Raw genomic sequence first — 18,906 nt, forward strand, 5'->3', positions numbered from 1 at the left:
AAAAACACGGATTTTTTCCAACTCGCTATAAAAATTCAAAAGTCGCTATATAAAAAAGAAAGTCGCTATAAAAAAGAAATTTTCGCTGTATAAACAGGAAAGTCGCTATAAAAAATTTTTTCGCTATATAAAAAAGGAAATTTCCGCTATAAAAAATCGAAACTCGCTAAAAAAGAAGCTTCCTCAATGAAAATCAAAAACAAACCGCCTGGATCACATGACAGCAGGCGGTTTTTGGGCTTATTCTACGATACAAATACCAATTCTTTAGGGTATTTCGTTAAAATTTCAATTCCATCCTCGGTGATGACCACATCATCTTCAATTCTTACGCCCGCGACGCCTGGCACATAGATTCCCGGCTCTGCAGTGAACACCATTCCTTTTTCCATTAGTAATGGATTCGTGCTAGTCAATGATGGATACTCGTGGACGCTGACTCCGAGTCCGTGGCCTAGGCGGTGCGGGAAGTAGTCGCCGTATCCCGCTTCTTCAATCACTTTGCGTGCAGCAAGGTCAACCTCTGAGCAGGCTATGCCGGCACGAGCTGTATCCAAAGCTTTCAGCTGTGCTTTCAACACGGTGTTGTAGATTTCTTCCTGCTGTTTATTAATCTCGCCATACGCAACGGTCCTTGTGATATCTGAGCAGTAGCCATCCATCACAACGCCAAGGTCGAATAAGACGAGGTCGCCTTTCTTGATCTTTGTCAGCCCTGGAGTGCCATGCGGAGCTGCAGCATTCTTTCCTGTGAGTACCATTGTTGAAAATGACATTTCTGTAACGCCTTTTTTCTTCAATTCATACTCAATTGCAGCAAGGACATCCAGCTCGGTTTTGCCTTCCTTGATCTCGCTGACTCCTGTCTCAATCGCAAAATCAGCCAGTTCACAAGCTTTTCTGAGCTTTTGCAATTCTTCTTCAGTTTTCACCATCCGCATCAGGCGCAGTTTTTCCTCTGCTGAAACGAATTCACCATTGCCTACAAGTCCAGTCAGCTTCTCATAACGCTCGACATTCAGCTGTTCCTTCTCAATTGCAATCTTCTTGATGGAAGAAATACGCTTCTTCATCGCATTGAAGGCAAGTTCCATTGAATCATCTGTGTCGCTGTAGCCAAGGATTTCAAGCTCCCATCCGGCATTCTTGGCATTTTCCTTATCCATAGCCGGGCAGATCATGAAAGGCTCAGCATCCTGGAACACGGCAACAGCCAGTAATCTTTCGTGTGGATCGCTTAAAAATCCGCTCAAATAAAATACATTATCAGGGGATGTAATAAATGTGACATCCACATCATTGTCCTTCATCCATCCTGATAACGCAGCCAATCTTTCAGTCATAGATATTCCTCCTCTATATGTACATCACACTATGAGAGTAGCAATTACCTGGTCAAAAGTAAAACTTTTAATGATAAGAGTTGTTGGGTAAAAAGAAAATGGAAGCAGGAGATTGTCAAAGGGTGTTGAAATAGTTTATTTATATGGCTGATTTTTGCAAGGTTTCTAACGTGATTTTTGTGAAAATAGCCCAATGAAAGGAGCGATAATATGAAAGTATCTTATCACGGCCATTCTGTTGTTAAAATTGAATCGAATGGGAAAACCATCCTGATTGATCCATTCATTACTGGAAATGACCTGACCGATCTGAAGGTGGAGGATGTGAAGCCAGATGTGATTATCCTCACCCATGCGCATGGAGACCACCTCGGGGATACCCTTGAATTGGCGAAGAAACATGATGCTCTGGTAATCGCCAATTTCGAAGTCGCTACATATTTAAGCTGGAAAGGCCTGAGCACACATGGGATGTCGATTGGCGGCGCGTATGAATTTGATTTTGGCAAAGTCAAGATGACCCAGGCCTTCCATGGAACAGGTATGGTCACGGAAAACAATGAAGTGATTTATGGAGGCATGCCTGCTGGCATCCTGTTCATGGCAGAAGGAAAAACAGTGTTCCATGCGGGCGACACTGGTCTGTTTTCTGACATGAAGCTGATTGGCGAAAGGCATCCAATTGACCTGGCATTCCTGCCGATTGGCGACAATTTTACGATGGGACCAGAAGATGCGGCACTGGCTGCTGAATTTCTAGGCGCAAAGCAAGTTGTGCCAATCCATTTCAATACGTTCCCGCCAATCAAGCAGGATCCCCATGCCTTCGTAAAAATGCTGAAAAACAATGAAGGTCGTGTCCTTGAAGCGGGAGAAGCGATTGAATTGTAATACCCATGGCTGCACAAAATTTGTGCGGCTTTTTTATTTACCATGCTTTTTTCTGCCTGTTAAGCATAGATATGAATTAAGACAACCTATAGGAGGGCAAGAATGAAGAAGAACCGTTACTTATTGTACCTGCTGTTATGCGGCGTCATGCTTTACATCGCATTGCCGGAGATTAATCTCCAGGCGGGAGGAAAGGAAGCCCTGTTTGCAGGCTTCTGGCTGTTTCTCGCTCTGCTGGTTTTTGCCGGGAATCTGGCGGCTTTCTTATACACGCCGAAAAAGAAGGCCGGCACAGGAAGCGGAAAAATGGGAAGCAACCAGAAAAGAAAATCGCGCGTCTACACTGGCTGATTTCAATCGGCCAGTTTTTCTTTTTAAGAGTATCATTCTTCTAAATTATGGCCTTGACCCTAATACAATTGAATCAAACCCTTTAAAACCTTATAATGTAAATGGATAGAGCTACATTGAACGGAAAATTATGATAAAGGGTGAAAGTCTTGGCAACTAAGCATGAACAAATACTTCAATATATAGATGAATTGCCAATAGGTGAAAAAATATCGGTGCGCCAAATCGCCAAGGCACTTAACGTAAGCGAAGGAACTGCATACAGAGCCATAAAGGAATCGGAAAATAAAGGGTATGTCAGCACGATTGAACGTGTCGGCACCATCAGGATTGAGCGGAAAAAGAAAGAAAATATCGAGAAGCTTACGTTCGCAGAAGTCGTCAACATCGTTGATGGACAGGTCCTTGGGGGACGCGGAGGGCTTCATAAAACATTGAATAAATTTGTCATCGGGGCGATGAAACTGGAGGCGATGATGCGCTATACAGGCGCGGGCAACCTGCTGATCGTCGGGAACCGCGATAAAGCGCACGAGCATGCGCTAAGAGCCGGAGCAGCCGTATTGGTGACTGGCGGTTTCGATGCCGAGGACCATGTCAAAAAGCTGGCCGATGAATTGCAGCTGCCGATCATCTCAAGCAGTTATGATACATTTACAGTCGCGACGATGATCAACCGTGCAATTTATGATCAACTGATCAAAAAAGAAATCATCCTTGTCGAGGATATCCTTACTCCGGTAGCCGAAACGGTTTTCCTTAAGGCGAATGACACTGTATCAGATTGGTATCGCCATAAGGACGAAACGCTGCACAGCCGTTTTCCTGTCGTCGACCACAATATGAAAGTGATTGGGATGATCACTTCAAAGGATGTCATGGGCCATGAACAGGATACCTTGATCGAGAAAATCATGACGAAAAGCCCAATGACCGTCAGCGGGTCGACGAGTGTTGCTTCATCTGCCCATATGATGGTGTGGGAAGGAATTGAGGTATTGCCAGTTGTTGATGATGGAAACAAGCTTCAGGGCATCGTCAGCAGACAGGATGTATTGAAAGCCCTTCAGATGGTCCAGCGCCAGCCGCAGGTAGGGGAGACGCTGGACGATACAGTGACGAACCAGCTTGTCCTGGCAAAAGGAAAAACCAAGGATGAAGATATTTTCCGCTGCCAGGTGACTCCGCAGATGACGAACCACCTTGGGACCATTTCATACGGTGTTTTTACAACCATCGTGACAGAAGCAGCGAACCGTGTGTTGCGAGGATATAAAAAAGGTGACCTGGTCGTTGAGAATATGACGATTTATTTTATCAAGCCTGTACAAATTGACAGTGTCATAGAAATTTATCCGAAGGTTCTCGAGGTAGGAAGGAAGTTTGGGAAGGTCGATATTGAAGCCTTCAATGACGGAGTTCTTGTCGGCAAGGCGATGATGATGTGCCAGCTGATCGACAGACATTAATAGATTAAAAAGCCGATCCGTGATTGGATCGGCTTTTTTGAACGTTAATTTTCCTGCGCTTCCTTCACGGCATGGGGAAGATAGAACTTGTAGGCTTTAATCCCGCCCCATACACTCAATGAACCTATGGCAATGAATATAGCACCAACGATGTAGGTGACAGTTGTCTGGAAAAGGAATAGCTGGTTAATCCCGAAAGATGCGACGAAAAGTCCCAGGGCGATGCTGGATTTGGCAGAAAGCCATTTACGCTCCGCAGGACGTTTGCTGCGGACATATTTAATCTTGTAAAAGATATAAAAGACGAATGAAAGAACGATCAAAAGTACGAGAATAGGCATTGCAATTCCTCCAAATTCAATAATCTACTCTATTTTACCGTTTATTTAAGCAGAATGCCATACAGTTGTCCTTGTAGCGGCCTTATATAAAGGTTAAAATCTATTATTTTCGATTAAACCCTTCCCACATAAGCAAAAGAAATAATTATGTCACAAAAAAATTATTTATTCGCAAAAAGATAATTTTAATCGCAAAAAAAGGACTTTAATCGCAAAAAAGAATTTTATTCGCAAAAACCACCATTCGCAAATTGGAAAAAAACACGGCTTTTTTTCAGCTCCACACTCCCCGTAAAATGTCTTCATGCTTTTCTTTTCCAAAAAATATGTTCATAATTGAGATATGAAAAAGGTGAAGGAGCATTTAAATGAAAGAGCAAATACTTGAGGCAATTGAAAATTATGAGACCATCATTATCCACCGCCATGTGAGGCCTGATCCTGATGCGTACGGTTCCCAGGGGGGACTTGCCGAGATTTTAAAGGCTTCCTATCCTGAAAAGAATATTTACACTGTTGGCGCAGAGGAACCATCACTTCATTATCTGAGAAGGCTTGACTCTGTTCAGGACGATATTTTTAAAGGTGCGCTTGTCATTGTCTGTGACACCGCTAATGCCGAGCGGATTTGTGACGAGCGTTACCGCCTGGGAGAACAGCTTGTGAAGATTGACCACCATCCAAATGAAGATCCATATGGTAACCTTCAATGGGTTGATACTACAGCAAGTTCCACGAGTGAAATGATTTATGAATTTTACCTTACTTTCAAGGATAGGGGCTTAAGGATGTCTGATGAGGCAGCAAGATTGCTTTATGCCGGTATTGTCGGAGACACGGGCCGATTCCTTTATCCAAGCACGACCAATAAGACATTTGCCTATGCGGGAGAACTGATTCACTACAATTTCTCACGCACAGAGCTATATGACAGAATGTATGAACTCGCACCTAATGTGGTGAAGTTGAACGGATACATCTTACAGAACTTTGAGTTGCTCGAAAATGGTGCTGCGAAGGTCGTAATGAAGCAGGAATTACTGGACCAGTATTCCGTGAAACCTTCAGAAGCATCGTTGCTTGTCAGTGAACTGGGCAATGTTGGGGGAATCAAAGCGTGGGTGTTCTTTATCGAAGAAGAAGACCAAATCCGTGTGCGTCTCCGCTCTAAAGGACCTGTCATCAATACGATTGCCAGGAAATATAATGGCGGCGGACATCCGCTCGCTGCAGGGGCGTCAATTTACTCATGGGATGATGTCGACCGTGTCCTGGCTGACCTTATCGAAGCTTGCAGAGAATAAAAATATGGTGCGTTTCATTCAGAAACGCACCTTTCCAATCATCTATTGTTAAAATAAACCCGCAAAGCATCAGCAATATCGGCATCCATTCCATCGGTTCTGATTGTATAATGGTCACCATCGAGGGACGAGGTAAAATCAGCGATGCCCTGCAGTTTTAAAAAGTCATCAATGTCGGATAGATGCTCACCCTGGTTCTTAAGGCTTTTTTGTCCGATAAAATCATCATTCACATAAACATCATACTGATCTTCATTTAGTTTTACCTGATTATCAGAATCAGCATTGTTCATCGCATAAGGCGGGAATAAACCACCTCCGACGCCGCTACCACTATTTCCAGCTCCGTTGTTAAAACTCATCTGAAATCCCTCCTGTCTATACTTGCTCTGATAATGTATGATTCCCGTATCTTGCAAGAGTCACACGAGTAGATAACGAATGGAATAAATTACCTTTGTTTATGGATATCGGGTGGGAAGCCCAAAACTGTCAAGAAAACGCGGTGATTGTGACAGGTTTCCGGGTTCAGTACCCAAAGCTGTCAAAAAAACGTAGTTATTGTGACAGGTTCCCGGGTTCAGAGACCAAAGCTGTCAATAAAACGTAGTTATCGTGACAGGTTTCTGGGTTCAAAGGCCAAGGCTGTCAAGAAAAGGTAGTTATTGTGACAGGTTTCAAGGTTCAGAGGTCAAAGCTGTCAATAAAACGTAGTTATTGTGACAGGTTTCCGGGTTCAAGGGCCAAAGCTGTCAAGAAAACACGGTAATTGTGACAGGTTCCAAGGTTCAAAGGCCAAAGCTGTCAAGAAAACCTAGTTATTGTGACAGGTTTCAGGGTTCAGCGGCCAAAGTTGTCAAGAAAACATCGGTATTGTGACAGGTTACAAGGTTCAAAGGCCAAAGTTGTCAGGAAAACACGGTTATCGTGACAGGTTACAAGGTTCAAAGCCCAAGGCTGTCAAGAAAACGTAGTTATTGTGACAGGTTTCCGGGTTCAAGGGCCAAAGTTGTCAGGAAAACACTGTTATCGTGACAGGTTTCAGGGTTCAAAGGCCAAAGCTGTCAAGAAAACGCGGAATCGTGTCAGGTTTCCGGCCATCTTCCTCTTTTTGTCCTATAAGCTGTATCCTCCAATGAGGTGTCCGAGCTCTAACCAAAAACTGTCTCGCAAACCCGGTCAATCCAGACTGATTTCCACCAGTATGCTGACTGATGTATAAATGACCATTGATTTGATTTTCAGTTTATAGCGTTTGTCACTGATTCTGATTGATTTATTTTCAATCACCTTTGTAATCAGTTCCCTGCTTTTGAAAACAGAATCGAGGTCTTTGGCGAGGAGCATGTTTAATTGTCCTTTGGTCTCCTCCTCGATTTCGTAGATGCTGAGTGTATCCAGCTGTTTATACTTTTTATCATTGACGATTTTCACCTTGATTTCCTGCACGGTGAGCTTTTCCTGGTTCTTTTTGTTTAATTCTTCATAATCCTCCATCCAGATTTCGATGTCACTTTTCAAGTCTGCGATTTCATCTTTTTGCTGCTCGATCGTTTTCGCGTGTTTTTCCATCCATGCGCCATTCATATATAAAAACAAAACCCAGCTTACGAGTGCGCCAACTGCTGCACCGGAAAAGAATCGCTGCCATTCTGGCTTTCGGTAATAAGGAGGAACCCTCATATCAGACATGCTCCTGTGTCAGCCAGTCAATGAGAAGGGCCCCAGTCTGGGCACCGCCCATGGCCGTGAGGATCAATAGAAACTGTTTGAAAATATCCTTTGTTTCTCCGTGTAAAAGTCCCTTTTCAAAGCTGTAGACAGTATCAAATGTGCCGCCAATCGCAGCGATGATGGCCCAGATCCGAATGGAGCTGGAGAAACGGGCGATTTCCGTCATTAAAGGCTGTCCTGTTAAAAAAGCGGCTAACCCTCCGATCAAAGAGCCGCCCAGCAAAACGCCTAGCGCAATGAAATATGCTTCAAACAAACCCGGGATAAATGGCTGGTTCATCGTATACACCCTTTGTAAAAAGTCGATTTTTTACCTCGTACTTCATCATATGGACAATCAGCCTGCGATATGTTTAAACTTACGTGAATAAAGGAGAACATATTTTCTTTTTTGGTCTTAAAAGCCTATAATGAAAGAAGATGAACCTTACCTAAAGGGTGTGAGAGATATGCCGTTTATTCACCTTCATGTCTATAGTGCATTCAGCCTGCTCACCAGTACGGCTACAGTCGAGCAGCTTGTCCGCGATGCAAAGGCAAAAGGCTTTTCCGCACTCGCACTGACAGATCATAATGTAATGTACGGAACGGTTGCATTTTATAAAGAATGCCTGAGGAATTCAATCAAGCCATTGCTTGGCCTGACAGTTGATGTCGTCAGTACCTCTCTGGAAAATGAATCCTTCCCGCTTGTTCTCCTTGCGAAAAACAATGAGGGATTCCAGAATCTGATCAAGATTTCAAGTGCTGTACAGACGAAATCCCCCGAAGGAATTCCGGTGAAGTGGCTGAAGCATTATGCCGCAGGACTATTTGCGATGACACCAGGTACCAGGGGTGAAATAGAATATTATTTGGCAAATGAAGAAAAAGACCAAGCATTAAATACAGTTGCTTCATATAAACAAATCTTTGGAAACGATAACTTTTACCTGGCCATACAGGATCACGGTCTCCCCGGGCAGAAGGAGCTGGTCAAACAACTGGCTGGTCTAGGTTCGGAAACAAACACGCCATTGGCTGCTTCGAACCAGGTGCATTATCTGGACAAGGAGGATTCCTTTGCCCAGGAATGCCTGCTTGCGATCAAGAATGGCGATAAACTTCAGGATGATGCCCGCGAAAGGCTTGGCAGCAGCGAGTATTACCTGAAACCCTCAAAGGAAATGGGCGATTTGTTTTCGGATTATCCAGAAGCCTTGGAAAACACGCTGAAAATAGCGGAAGAGTGCAATGTCATGCTTGACTTTGGTACAAGGCATCTGCCGAAGTTTCCGGTCGAACCGGGGAAAAGTGCCGATGGGATGCTTGAGGAACTCTGTTTCCAGGGACTCGAAAAACGTTACGGAAACCCGTCACGGCAGCATGTGGAAAGACTTGAATATGAATTATCCATCATTAAGAAAATGAACTTCAGCGACTATTTCCTGATTGTATGGGATTTCATCAAATATTCGAGAGAAAAGGGGATTCTGATCGGTCCTGGCCGTGGTTCAGCAGCGGGATCGATTGTATCCTATGTGCTGTTCATTACCGATGCCGATCCGATTGAACATAATCTTCTCTTCGAAAGGTTCCTGAATCCGGAACGAATTTCCATGCCCGACATCGATATCGATTTTCCTGATAATCGCAGGGATGAGGTTATAGAATATGTTGCAGCAAAATATGGGGAGCTGCATGTCGCGCAGATCGCTACCTTCGGAACACTTGCAGCCAAGGCGGCGGTCAGGGACGTAGGCCGTGTTTTCGGTCTGAACACTAAGGAACTCGAGAGGCTCTCCAGGCTTGTTCCATCACGATTGGGAATCACTCTGAAGGATGCCATCAATGAATCTGGCGGACTTAGGGAGTTTATCGAAGAATCTTCAAAGAATAGGAGAATCCTTGAAACGGCGATGAAACTGGAGGGCTTGCCGCGACATACTTCCACTCACGCTGCAGGTGTCGTCATCAGTGAACAGCCGCTTACGAATGTCGTTCCGATCCAATCAGGCCAGTCAAGAGTGTTCCTTACCCAATATTCAATGGATCATCTTGAAGAAATAGGTTTATTGAAGATGGACTTCCTTGGCTTAAGAAATCTGACTTTAATTGATTCCATTCTGCATTCGATCCAGCATAAAACCGGGCAAAAGCTTCTTGTCCATGATATCCCGGGTGAAGATAAACAAACGTTTCAATTGCTCGGCAGAGGCGAGACGACAGGTATTTTCCAGCTTGAGTCTGAAGGAATGCGGAAAGTACTGACAAGGCTGGAACCAACACGATTTGAAGATATCGTCGCAGTCAACGCCCTTTATCGTCCGGGCCCAATGGAGAATATTCCTTTGTTCATTGACCGCAAGCATGGGAGACAGGATATCGATTATTATCATAAGGACCTTGAACCAATCCTGCGCGATACATATGGAGTCATTGTTTATCAGGAGCAAATCATGCAGATTGCCTCTAAGATGGCTGGTTTCTCACTCGGAGAAGCAGATCTGCTCCGAAGAGCGGTCTCGAAGAAAAAGAAAGAAGTCCTGGCTCAGGAACGGGAACATTTTGTGAATGGCGCGTTAAGAAAGGGATACGATACACAGACCGCGAATCTGGTCTATGATTTAATCGTCCGTTTCGCCAATTATGGCTTCAACCGCAGCCATGCTGTCGCGTACAGCATGATCGCCTATCAGCTGGCCTATCTAAAAACACATTATCCGCTTTATTTCATGGCTTCCCTGCTGACATCCGCCATCGGCAATGACACCAAAATTGCCCAGTATGCAAGGGAACTTCAGCAAATGGAAATCAAGCTTTTGCCTCCTTCCATCAACAGAAGCGCTTTCAGCTTCCAGCCGGAAGGGGACAGTGTTCGATACAGCCTTGCAGGAATCAAAGGCGTGGGGATCGCATCACTAAAGGAAATATTTCAGGCGAGAAGAACAGGGCATTTCAAGGATATCTTCGACTTTTGCATCCGTGTGCCGCAAAAGGCCGCAACAAGAAAAGTGGTTGAAGCTCTGATCTATTCAGGTGCTTTCGATGAATTCGGGCAGGACCGTGCCGTCCTTTTAGCGACTATAGATGTGGCGCTTGAACACGCACAGCTTGTAGCTCCGGATGACAACGGGCAAATCGATATGTTCGCAGAAGCAGAGTTTTCCCTAAAGCCGAAGTATATAGAGGTTGACCCGATGCGAATAGAAGACAAGCTCAGCCTTGAAAAAGAGGTCCTGGGAGTCTATCTCTCCAGGCATCCTGTTTCCATCCATGAGAAGGAGTTCGAGGCCGCCGGGGTTAAAAAGATTGCGTCAAAGGCTCCAGGGAGCAAAATAAGGCTTGGCGTCTATATAACGGAACAGAAGAAAATCCGCACAAAAAAAGGAGAAGCCATGGCCTTCCTCACTCTCAGTGACGCAAGCGGAGAAACAGAAGCTGTTGTTTTCCCAACTGTCTACAAGCAGTATGGACATGTCTTGAAGCAGGGCGGGATGGCGCTTCTGGAAGGAAAGTTCGATGAACGGGATGGAAGGAGCCAATTTATCGTACAGCAAGTGCTTGACCTTGAAAAAGAAGCGAAAAACGGACAGAAAAAGCCGGTCTTGTATTTGCGAATCGCGAAGGGTGCCGACAGCGCCGGTAAAATGAATGAACTTAAAGCTTTATTGAAAAAACATCAAGGCACTGTTCCGGTTATTGTGTATAACGAAGAGAACGAGAAATCGATGCTGTTGCCAAATGAGTTCTGCGTGAATCCCGAACGGGGAAGTGTGGGAGAATTAAAAAAGATATTGGGTGACAAGAATGTTGTCCTGAAAAATTAGTTCTTTACAAGTATAATAGATGTGTTATATTGGAAAAGGATATGTGTGGTCAGACCACTGAAGTAGGCAGCTTTTTTAAATAATCAGGCCGTTCGCCTATTATTGTGTCGCTGATCTTTCGCATTTTTCATCGAAGAGAATCTGCCGTAGTCAAGAGTGCGGAATATGATGAATGCAATGATATTGTCGGAGAGAGCCCATAATTAAGGAGTGGACCTGAGTTGACTTTACGTGAAGAAGCTTTGCACATGCATCGTGTGAATAAAGGGAAATTAGAGTCGAAATCGAAAGTGCCTGTAAGGAATGCCAGAGATTTAAGCCTTGCCTATTCTCCGGGTGTCGCGGAGCCTTGCAAGGAAATATATGATAAGCCAGAAACTGTTTATGATTATACAATGAAGGGCAATATGGTGGCGGTCGTATCCGATGGCACTGCTGTCCTTGGACTTGGAAATATCGGTCCTGAAGCCGCGCTCCCTGTAATGGAAGGAAAGGCTGTCCTTTTCAAAAGCTTCGCTGGTGTAGATGCTTTTCCAATCTGCCTAAACACAACGGATGTAGATAAAATTGTTGAAACGGTGAAGCTGCTTGAACCAACATTCGGCGGTGTCAACCTGGAGGATATAGCTGCACCAAACTGTTTTGCAGTAGAAGAACGTTTGAAAAAAGAGACTAATATCCCTATTTTCCATGATGACCAGCATGGAACGGCAATTGTGACTGTGGCAGGTCTCGTCAATGCGCTGAAAATCGTCGGGAAAAAAATGAATGAAATCAAGGTGGTTGCCAACGGAGCAGGAGCTGCAGGAATTGCCATCATCAAGCTTCTGTATTCATACGGTGTCCGTGACATCATTATGTGTGATACTAAAGGCGCGATTTACGAAGGACGCCCAAACGGCATGAATGCAATCAAGGACGAAGTAGCGAAATTCACTAACCGCGACAATGTTGAAGGTTCCCTGGCTGATGCGATCAAAGGTGCAGATGTTTTCATCGGCGTTTCTGTTGCTGGAGCACTGACATCAGAAATGGTCGCAACAATGAATAATGATTCAATCATCTTTGCGATGGCTAATCCGGTGCCGGAAATCATGCCAGAGGAAGCAAAGGCTGCCGGGGCTGCTGTAATTGGTACTGGCCGCTCCGATTTCCCTAACCAGGTGAATAATGTTCTCGCCTTCCCTGGAATCTTCCGTGGAGCGTTGGATGCAAGGGCTACCCATATCAACGAAAAGATGAAGGTGGCTGCAGTGGAAGCAATCGCTGGGTTGATTGAGGAATCAGAACTCTCAAGCGATTATGTGATCCCCGGCCCATTCGATCCTCGTGTAGCACCTGCTGTTGCAGCAGCTGTCGCGAAAGCCGCGATGGAAACAGGGGTTGCACGAATCAAAGTGGATCCTCAGGAAGTCAGGGAGCGTACTGAACGCCTTGCATTGATTGGAAAAGGTGAGTGATTTCTTAGTGGCACAGCCTGAAAAGAGCACGAAAGTATATGTTGAAATCGTCAGGCAGCTAAGGGAAATGATTAATAAAGACGGCTTGAAGCCCGGAGATAAAATTCCTTCCGAACGTGAACTCTCAGAGCGCCTGAATGCTGGGCGCTCCTCTGTTCGCGAAGCCTTGCGCGCCCTTGAACTCCTCGGGCTGATCGAGACAAGAAGGGGAGAAGGAACCTTTATAAGGGACTTCCGCGGCAACCAGCTGGTCCAATTATTAAGTACCTTTATTCTGCAGGATAAAAAAGCCAAAGATGATGTGGTGGAAACGAAAAACATGATCGAGGCAGATTGTCTATATCTGGCTGCTGAAAAGATCCGGGAAGATGAAATCAGAAGATTAAAGGTCTGGATTGATGACCATAATTTTGAGGACGAGGAATTTTTCAGGAAAATTGCCGAACTTGCTGACAATCACCTTTTTTATCGAATTTGGTATATATTGAATGATTATTACAAGGCACTTGAGCTGAAAGCAATTCCAGCTGAAAAAGAAGAATACCATCTGTTGCTGGACTCGCTTGCAACAAAAAATGGAGAACTGATTCTGAATAGGCATCGCATGCTGCGGAAAATGTCGACGGAATGACGACATGAAGTAACATCTTTCGAAGAGAGGATGTTATATACTTGTGGACATGCTTATGGTGCCAGGATGGCAGTCTCTCTTTCTTTTTTGCTGTAGTGGTCTGACCACCTGGGGCTTTATGACTAAGGCTCTTTTCGCAACTGAAAAAACAAGTGGAAGATAAGCCTTACAATTTAGGATATTACAAAACAACCAGTATTATTCGGAGGGGGTTATACATTGCTTAAGGAACTTTTTACGAAAACGAAAAAGAAAAAGTACGCGACAATTCCTTCTGAAGCAGCAAAGCAGGATGTTCCTGAAGGAATCATGACAAAATGCCCGAACTGCAAAAAAATCATGTATACGAAAGAACTAAATAAAAACTGCAAGGTTTGTATACAGTGTGGTTATCATCATCAAATGAATTCTGCAGAACGAATCGAAAGTTTCCTGGATTCAGAAAGCTTCCGTGAACTGGATCGGGAAATGGTATCCGGCAATCCGCTCGGATTTCCTGGATACGAAGAAAAGCTTGAAAAGGACCGGGAGAAAACGGGTCTAAATGAGGCAGTAGTTACTGGCATAGGCACTGTGAACGGATATGATGTCGCCATCGCGATCATGGATGCTACTTTCAGAATGGGAAGCATGGGATCGGTTGTAGGCGAAAAGATTACGAGAGCGATCGAGAAGGCTGATGAATTGTCCATTCCATTCATCATCTTTACCGCATCAGGCGGAGCAAGAATGCAGGAAGGTGTATTAAGCCTGATGCAAATGGCGAAAACCAGCGTGGCTTTGAAAAGATTCAGCGATAACGGAGGGTTGATTATCTCCATCATGACCCACCCCACCACTGGAGGAGTTTCTGCAAGTTTTGCCAGTCTGGGGGACTATAATTTCGCCGAACCAGGAGCACTGATCGGCTTCGCAGGACGAAGGATCATCGAGCAGACAATTCGAGAGGAACTGCCGGAAGACTTCCAGACAGCCGAGTTTTTGCTGAAGCATGGGCAGCTTGATGCAGTGATTTCGAGAGTCGATATGAAGGAAAAGATTGCGGGAATACTTGAAATCCATCAGCCAGGAGGGACGTTCGAATGGCAGGAGAACTAGAATTCGAGAAACCGGTATTGGAATTAAGGAAAAAAATCAGTGAGCTAAAGGAATTCACCAAAAATACGGATGTGGATCTCACATCAGAAATAGATAAACTTGAAGCAAGACTGCAAAAGCTCGAATCAGAAGTTTATGAGAACATGAAACCGTGGGACCGGGTGCAGATTGCCCGTCACCCAAATCGTCCGACGACCCTTGAATATATCTCATTGCTGTTTACCGACTTCTTCGAATGTCACGGCGACAGATTATATGGAGATGATGAAGCGATTGTTGGGGGAATTGCCAAATTCCATGGCTATCCCGTGACAGTCATTGGCCATCAGCGTGGGAAAGATACAAAGGAAAATATCCGCAGGAATTTTGGTATGCCGCATCCTGAAGGTTACAGAAAAGCTTTGCGTTTGATGAAGCAAGCAGAAAAATTTAAGCGTCCGATCATTTGTTTCATCGATACTAAGGGTGCTTACCCTGGTAAAGCAGCAGAAGAGCGTGGGCAAAGTGAAGCGATCGCCCGTAATCTATTCGAGATGGCTGGACTTACCGTTCCAGTGATCTGTGTGGTCATTGGCGAAGGTGGAAGTGGCGGAGCACTGGCACTGGGTGTAGGCAATTATATTCACATGCTGGAAAACTCCACATATTCCGTTATCTCTCCAGAAGGTGCGGCAGCGATTCTTTGGAAAGATTCTTCGCTGGCGAAGAAAGCTGCTGAAACGATGAAAATCACTGCTCCTGACCTTAAAGGACTGGGGATCATTGATGAAATCATCCCAGAAGTAAAAGGCGGGGCACATAAAGATTTAAAACAGCAGGCAAAGTATATGGATAAAATTCTAAAAGACTCGATGTCAGAACTTCTGGTTTTGGATGAAGAGACATTGCTGAGCCAGCGCTATGAGAAATATAAACGAATTGGCGAGTTTTCGTTTCCAACGGAATTTATCGGGGTAAAATAAAACGTGCTATCGTGCACGTTTTATTTTTTTTTTGAGAAGGCTGCCAGGGCAGAATAAGGCGCTTTCGCGTTTCTTATTCCATACAACCCTATAATAAAGCGCTTGCAATTACGTGATAATTCCAACTTATTGTCAATATTGAGGATTCAGTTGAGATACCGCACCCTACATGTTATTTTAGAAATATTCCCGGGTATTCTGTTCATAATAAGAGAAGCTAACAGAATACACAGTAATTAGTTTTATGTATGTTTTTCCGGATTCGTTGCTTTTATATTCAAGAGTAAATAATAGACTTCGATGAACTTTACAGTTGAAATATGGAAGGAACCATTCGAAAGAGCAGCAAAGTACATAGATATACCGAATGAGGTGAATGAAATGAAAAGAATTGGTGTTTTGACGAGCGGCGGGGATGCACCAGGGATGAACGCTGCGATTCGTGCTGTAGTAAGAAAAGGTATTTATCATGATGTCGAAGTTTATGGCGTAATCGGCGGTTACGCTGGATTGATGAATGGAAATATCGAAAAGCTGGAGCTTGGTTCCGTAGGTGACATTATCCATCGCGGAGGAACTTTCCTTTATTCCGCACGCAGTGAAGAATTCAAGACCAAGGAAGGCCAGCAAAAGGGAATTGAACAACTAAAGAAATTTGACATTGATGGCCTGGTCGTCATTGGCGGCGACGGATCTTATCGTGGTGCAAAGGCCCTGACAGAGCAAGGCTTTCCATGTGTCGGAGTTCCAGGGACAATTGATAATGATATTTCAGGCACGGAGTTTACAATCGGCTTTGATACTGCACTTAACACAGTAATCGATGCAATTGACAAAATCCGCGATACCGCCTCTTCACATGAAAGAACCTTTGTAGTGGAAGTTATGGGACGTAATGCTGGAGATATCGCACTGTGGGCAGGTTTGGCAGGCGGAGCTGAAACGATCCTCATCCCTGAAGACCCTCATGATATGAAGGATATTGCCAGCCGTCTAAAAAAAGGCCATGAACGCGGTAAGAAGCACAGCATCATCGTTGTGGCTGAAGGTGTCATGAACGGCTACGAATTCGCGAAGAAATTAAAGGAAGAGACAGATTTCGATACGAGAGTAACGGTTCTTGGACATGTCCAGCGCGGCGGCTCTCCGACTGCATTTGACCGTGTACTGGCTAGCCGTCTTGGCGCCCGTGCAGTAGAGCTTCTATTGGAAGGAAAAGGCGGAAGGGCAGTCGGTATTGAGAAGAACCAGCTGGTGGACTATGACATCATTGAAGCACTGGCAAAAGAACACACTCTTGATTTGAACTTATATAAATTATCAAAAGAGCTTTCTATTTAATTTCTTTTACAGTAAACCAGGAGGTTGCAATCTATGCGCAAAACAAAAATTGTTTGTACGATTGGTCCCGCAAGTGAAAGTGTAGAAAAATTAACTCAGCTGATTGAAGCAGGAATGAATGTATCCCGCTTGAATTTCTCTCACGGAAATCATGAAGAGCATGCAGCACGTATCAAAAATATCAGAGAAGCTGCGGAGAAAACAGGGAAGAAGGTAGGGATCCTGCTTGATACTAAAGGCCCTGAGATCCGCACAAATGATATGGAGAATGGTGCAATTGAACTGAAGACAGGCCAGGAATGCATCGTATCAATGACAGAGGTTCTGGGTACAGTTGATAAGTTCTCTGTTACTTATGACCAGCTGATCGATGATGTCCATCCAGGAGCCAAAATCCTCCTTGATGACGGCTTAATCGGTCTTGAAGTTATCAGCATCGACAAGGAAAATAATGAGATTAAAACCAAAGTCCTGAACACGGGTACGCTTAAAAATAAAAAAGGTGTAAACGTGCCGGGTGTTTCTGTGAATCTTCCAGGAATCACGGAGAAGGATGCTAAAGACATCCTATTCGGAATCGAGCAGGGAGTGGACTTCATTGCAGCATCATTTGTGCGCCGCGCAACTGATGTATTGGAAATCCGCCAGCTATTGGAAGAAAACAACGGATCACACATCCAGATCATTCCTAAGATCGAAAACCAGGAAGGCGTTGACAACATCAACGAAATTCTTGAAGTTTCCGATGGTCTCATGGTTGCTCGTGGTGACCTAGGAGTGGAAATTCCTGCAGAAGAGGTACCACTCGTTCAAAAAGACCTGATCAAAAAGTGTAATACACTAGGAAAGCCAGTCATCACTGCTACACAGATGCTGGATTCGATGCAGCGCAACCCGCGCCCGACTCGCGCAGAAGCCAGTGACGTTGCGAATGCGATTTTTGATGGAACTGACGCAATCATGCTATCTGGCGAAACAGCAGCTGGGCAATACCCAGTAGAAGCTGTTCAGACCATGCATAATATCGCTTCTCGTGCAGAAGAGGCGCTTAATCATAAAGAATTGCTGTCATTCCGCAGTAAAGAGACAGACCACAATATCACCGATGCCATCGGACAATCGGTTGCACATACGGCTCTTAATCTTGAAGTGAATGCCATCATCACACCAACTGAAAGTGGGCATACTGCACGTATGATCTCAAAGTATCGTCCAAAGGCACCGATCATTGCGGTTACTTCTAATGATCATGTGGTCCGCCGTCTTGCCCTTGTATGGGGAGTGTATCCACAGCTTGGAGAAAAGGCAGAAACAACGGATGAAATGCTTGCGAGCGCAGTCGAAGAAAGTGTCAACAGCGGACATGTTTCCCATGGTGACCTGGTAGTCATTACTGCAGGTGTACCAGTAGGTGAAGCAGGCACAACGAACTTGATGAAGATCCATGTGGTTGGCGATATCCTGGCAAAAGCACAAGGTATTGGCCGCAAATCTGCATATGGAAGAGTAGTCGTGGCAAAAGACGCACAAGAAGCGATCAGCAAGGTAAAACAAGGCAGCATCCTTGTAACAATTGGCTCTGACCGCGAAATGGTACCTGCTCTTGAAAAGTGCAGCGCGTTGATCACGGAAGAGGGCGGTTTGACCAGCCATGCTGCTGTTGTCGGGCTGAACCTCGGAATCCCAGTCATCGTAGGTGTAGAAAATGCGATGAGCCTGTTCAAGGATGGACAGGAAATCACCGTTGATTCTGCTAGAGGTGTCATATACAAAGGACATGCAAGCGTACTATAAGTAAAATAATCCTTCAAAAATATTTAGCGTGAAATCTACAGATTTCACGCTTTTATTTATAAAGGCTCTTTTCTCAAACTTTGTTGCTATTGACTACTAAATTGGATTGAATGACCTAGTTTTCTTTATAAAATTCAAGCTTATTATGAGAAAAGAGCTTGCACACTTAAAAACGAACTGCAAAATTGCTTATAGCACGTTAAAATCGCCTTTAAGATTTTAACAACAATCTTTACTAAAACAGCCTTTATAAATAACTCAATTCACTAAAGGACCCGAAAAAAATAGAGGGGTTCCATCGAGTGAATTGCTGAGCAGGTCAAGGTTCGGACAAGACGGCAGCGGATTTTTGGGAAAGTATCCGAAGTCACCTCGCAT

General features: G+C 44.5%; 16 protein-coding genes. 11 read left to right on the plus strand and 5 right to left on the minus strand.

The annotated features are described in order from the left end of the window. Positions 1 to 245: 245 nt before the first annotated feature. Positions 246 to 1,343 (minus strand): M24 family metallopeptidase, encoded by a 1,098-nt coding sequence (locus tag FS736_RS11835; protein ID WP_144477358.1) that lies wholly within the window; start codon positions 1,341 to 1,343, stop codon positions 246 to 248. A 210-nt stretch (positions 1,344 to 1,553) separates the two neighbouring features. Here FS736_RS11835 and FS736_RS11840 point away from each other — a divergent pair, with 210 nt between their 5' ends. From FS736_RS11840 to FS736_RS11850, 3 genes are all read left to right on the plus strand, one after another. Then, entirely contained in the window at positions 1,554 to 2,234 is a 681-nt protein-coding gene (locus tag FS736_RS11840; protein ID WP_144477361.1) for a metal-dependent hydrolase, read from the plus strand. 102 nt (positions 2,235 to 2,336) lie between these two features. Then, a complete protein-coding gene (locus FS736_RS11845; RefSeq protein WP_144477364.1) occupies positions 2,337 to 2,585 on the plus strand; it encodes a hypothetical protein in 249 nt (82 codons plus the stop codon). Positions 2,586 to 2,734: 149 nt separating this feature from the next. Beyond that, positions 2,735 to 4,054: a CBS domain-containing protein gene (locus FS736_RS11850; protein ID WP_144477366.1), complete on the plus strand. Its 1,320-nt coding sequence runs from the start codon at positions 2,735 to 2,737 to the stop codon at positions 4,052 to 4,054. Between the two features lie 44 nt (positions 4,055 to 4,098). Here the strand turns inward: FS736_RS11850 and FS736_RS11855 are convergent, their stop codons facing one another. Further along, positions 4,099 to 4,395 carry a YtpI family protein gene (locus FS736_RS11855; protein WP_144477369.1) on the minus strand — a complete coding sequence of 99 codons (297 nt, stop codon included), beginning with the start codon at positions 4,393 to 4,395 and terminating at the stop codon, positions 4,099 to 4,101. Between the two features lie 368 nt (positions 4,396 to 4,763). Between FS736_RS11855 and FS736_RS11860 the strand changes: the two genes are divergently transcribed. Beyond that, the gene (locus FS736_RS11860) at positions 4,764 to 5,699 is read left to right on the plus strand and encodes a DHH family phosphoesterase (RefSeq protein ID WP_144477372.1); all 936 of its coding nucleotides are present in this window, start codon (positions 4,764 to 4,766) and stop codon (positions 5,697 to 5,699) included. 38 nt (positions 5,700 to 5,737) lie between these two features. Here FS736_RS11860 and FS736_RS11865 read toward each other — a convergent pair whose 3' ends face one another. The 3 genes from FS736_RS11865 to ytrH form a co-directional block, all read right to left on the minus strand. After that, positions 5,738 to 6,061: a hypothetical protein gene (locus FS736_RS11865; RefSeq protein ID WP_144477375.1), complete on the minus strand. Its 324-nt coding sequence runs from the start codon at positions 6,059 to 6,061 to the stop codon at positions 5,738 to 5,740. Positions 6,062 to 6,878: 817 nt separating this feature from the next. Next, positions 6,879 to 7,382: a sporulation membrane protein YtrI gene (gene ytrI, locus FS736_RS11870; protein WP_144477378.1), complete on the minus strand. Its 504-nt coding sequence runs from the start codon at positions 7,380 to 7,382 to the stop codon at positions 6,879 to 6,881. A 1-nt stretch (position 7,383) separates the two neighbouring features. Further along, entirely contained in the window at positions 7,384 to 7,713 is a 330-nt protein-coding gene (gene ytrH / locus FS736_RS11875) for a sporulation membrane protein YtrH (protein ID WP_144477380.1), read from the minus strand. A gap of 169 nt (positions 7,714 to 7,882) precedes the next feature. Here ytrH and dnaE point away from each other — a divergent pair, with 169 nt between their 5' ends. The 7 genes from dnaE (at position 7,883) to pyk (ending at position 18,528) form a co-directional block, all read left to right on the plus strand. Next, on the plus strand, positions 7,883 to 11,242 hold the full coding sequence (gene dnaE, locus FS736_RS11880) for a DNA polymerase III subunit alpha (protein ID WP_144477383.1): 3,360 nt from the start codon (positions 7,883 to 7,885) through the stop codon (positions 11,240 to 11,242). Between the two features lie 221 nt (positions 11,243 to 11,463). Continuing rightward, entirely contained in the window at positions 11,464 to 12,702 is a 1,239-nt protein-coding gene (gene ystJ / locus FS736_RS11885; protein ID WP_144477386.1) for an NADP-dependent malic enzyme, read from the plus strand. 7 nt (positions 12,703 to 12,709) lie between these two features. Further along, on the plus strand, positions 12,710 to 13,333 hold the full coding sequence (locus FS736_RS11890; RefSeq protein WP_144477389.1) for a FadR/GntR family transcriptional regulator: 624 nt from the start codon (positions 12,710 to 12,712) through the stop codon (positions 13,331 to 13,333). A gap of 219 nt (positions 13,334 to 13,552) precedes the next feature. Continuing rightward, positions 13,553 to 14,431, plus strand: coding sequence for an acetyl-CoA carboxylase, carboxyltransferase subunit beta (gene accD, locus FS736_RS11895; protein WP_144477392.1), 879 nt, complete (start codon positions 13,553 to 13,555; stop codon positions 14,429 to 14,431). Continuing rightward, positions 14,416 to 15,393 (plus strand): acetyl-CoA carboxylase carboxyl transferase subunit alpha, encoded by a 978-nt coding sequence (accA, locus tag FS736_RS11900; protein WP_144477394.1) that lies wholly within the window; start codon positions 14,416 to 14,418, stop codon positions 15,391 to 15,393. The genes accD and accA overlap by 16 nt, the downstream gene beginning before the upstream one ends. Before the next feature lie 381 nt (positions 15,394 to 15,774). Then, positions 15,775 to 16,734 (plus strand): 6-phosphofructokinase, encoded by a 960-nt coding sequence (pfkA, locus tag FS736_RS11905; RefSeq protein WP_144477397.1) that lies wholly within the window; start codon positions 15,775 to 15,777, stop codon positions 16,732 to 16,734. A gap of 33 nt (positions 16,735 to 16,767) precedes the next feature. Beyond that, positions 16,768 to 18,528, plus strand: coding sequence for a pyruvate kinase (pyk, locus tag FS736_RS11910; protein ID WP_144477400.1), 1,761 nt, complete (start codon positions 16,768 to 16,770; stop codon positions 18,526 to 18,528). The last annotated feature ends 378 nt before the right edge of the window (positions 18,529 to 18,906 follow it).

This window comes from Cytobacillus oceanisediminis 2691 (genome assembly GCF_007678455.1).
GTDB lineage: Bacteria > Bacillota > Bacilli > Bacillales > Cytobacillaceae > Mesobacillus > Mesobacillus oceanisediminis_A.

What these genes read in the sequence shown, in the direction of transcription:
- FS736_RS11835 (WP_144477358.1), bottom strand. Translation starts at nt 1,343, where the DNA reads ATGACTGAAAGATTGGCTGCGTTATCAGGATGGATGAAGGACAATGAT.
- FS736_RS11865 (WP_144477375.1), bottom strand. Translation starts at nt 6,061, where the DNA reads ATGAGTTTTAACAACGGAGCTGGAAATAGTGGTAGCGGCGTCGGAGGT.
- accA (WP_144477394.1), top strand. Translation starts at nt 14,416, where the DNA reads ATGGCAGGAGAACTAGAATTCGAGAAACCGGTATTGGAATTAAGGAAA.
- dnaE (WP_144477383.1), top strand. Translation starts at nt 7,883, where the DNA reads ATGCCGTTTATTCACCTTCATGTCTATAGTGCATTCAGCCTGCTCACC.
- pyk (WP_144477400.1), top strand. Translation starts at nt 16,768, where the DNA reads ATGCGCAAAACAAAAATTGTTTGTACGATTGGTCCCGCAAGTGAAAGT.
- pfkA (WP_144477397.1), top strand. Translation starts at nt 15,775, where the DNA reads ATGAAAAGAATTGGTGTTTTGACGAGCGGCGGGGATGCACCAGGGATG.
- ytrH (WP_144477380.1), bottom strand. Translation starts at nt 7,713, where the DNA reads ATGAACCAGCCATTTATCCCGGGTTTGTTTGAAGCATATTTCATTGCG.
- FS736_RS11855 (WP_144477369.1), bottom strand. Translation starts at nt 4,395, where the DNA reads ATGCCTATTCTCGTACTTTTGATCGTTCTTTCATTCGTCTTTTATATC.
- FS736_RS11840 (WP_144477361.1), top strand. Translation starts at nt 1,554, where the DNA reads ATGAAAGTATCTTATCACGGCCATTCTGTTGTTAAAATTGAATCGAAT.
- ytrI (WP_144477378.1), bottom strand. Translation starts at nt 7,382, where the DNA reads ATGAGGGTTCCTCCTTATTACCGAAAGCCAGAATGGCAGCGATTCTTT.
- FS736_RS11845 (WP_144477364.1), top strand. Translation starts at nt 2,337, where the DNA reads ATGAAGAAGAACCGTTACTTATTGTACCTGCTGTTATGCGGCGTCATG.
- FS736_RS11860 (WP_144477372.1), top strand. Translation starts at nt 4,764, where the DNA reads ATGAAAGAGCAAATACTTGAGGCAATTGAAAATTATGAGACCATCATT.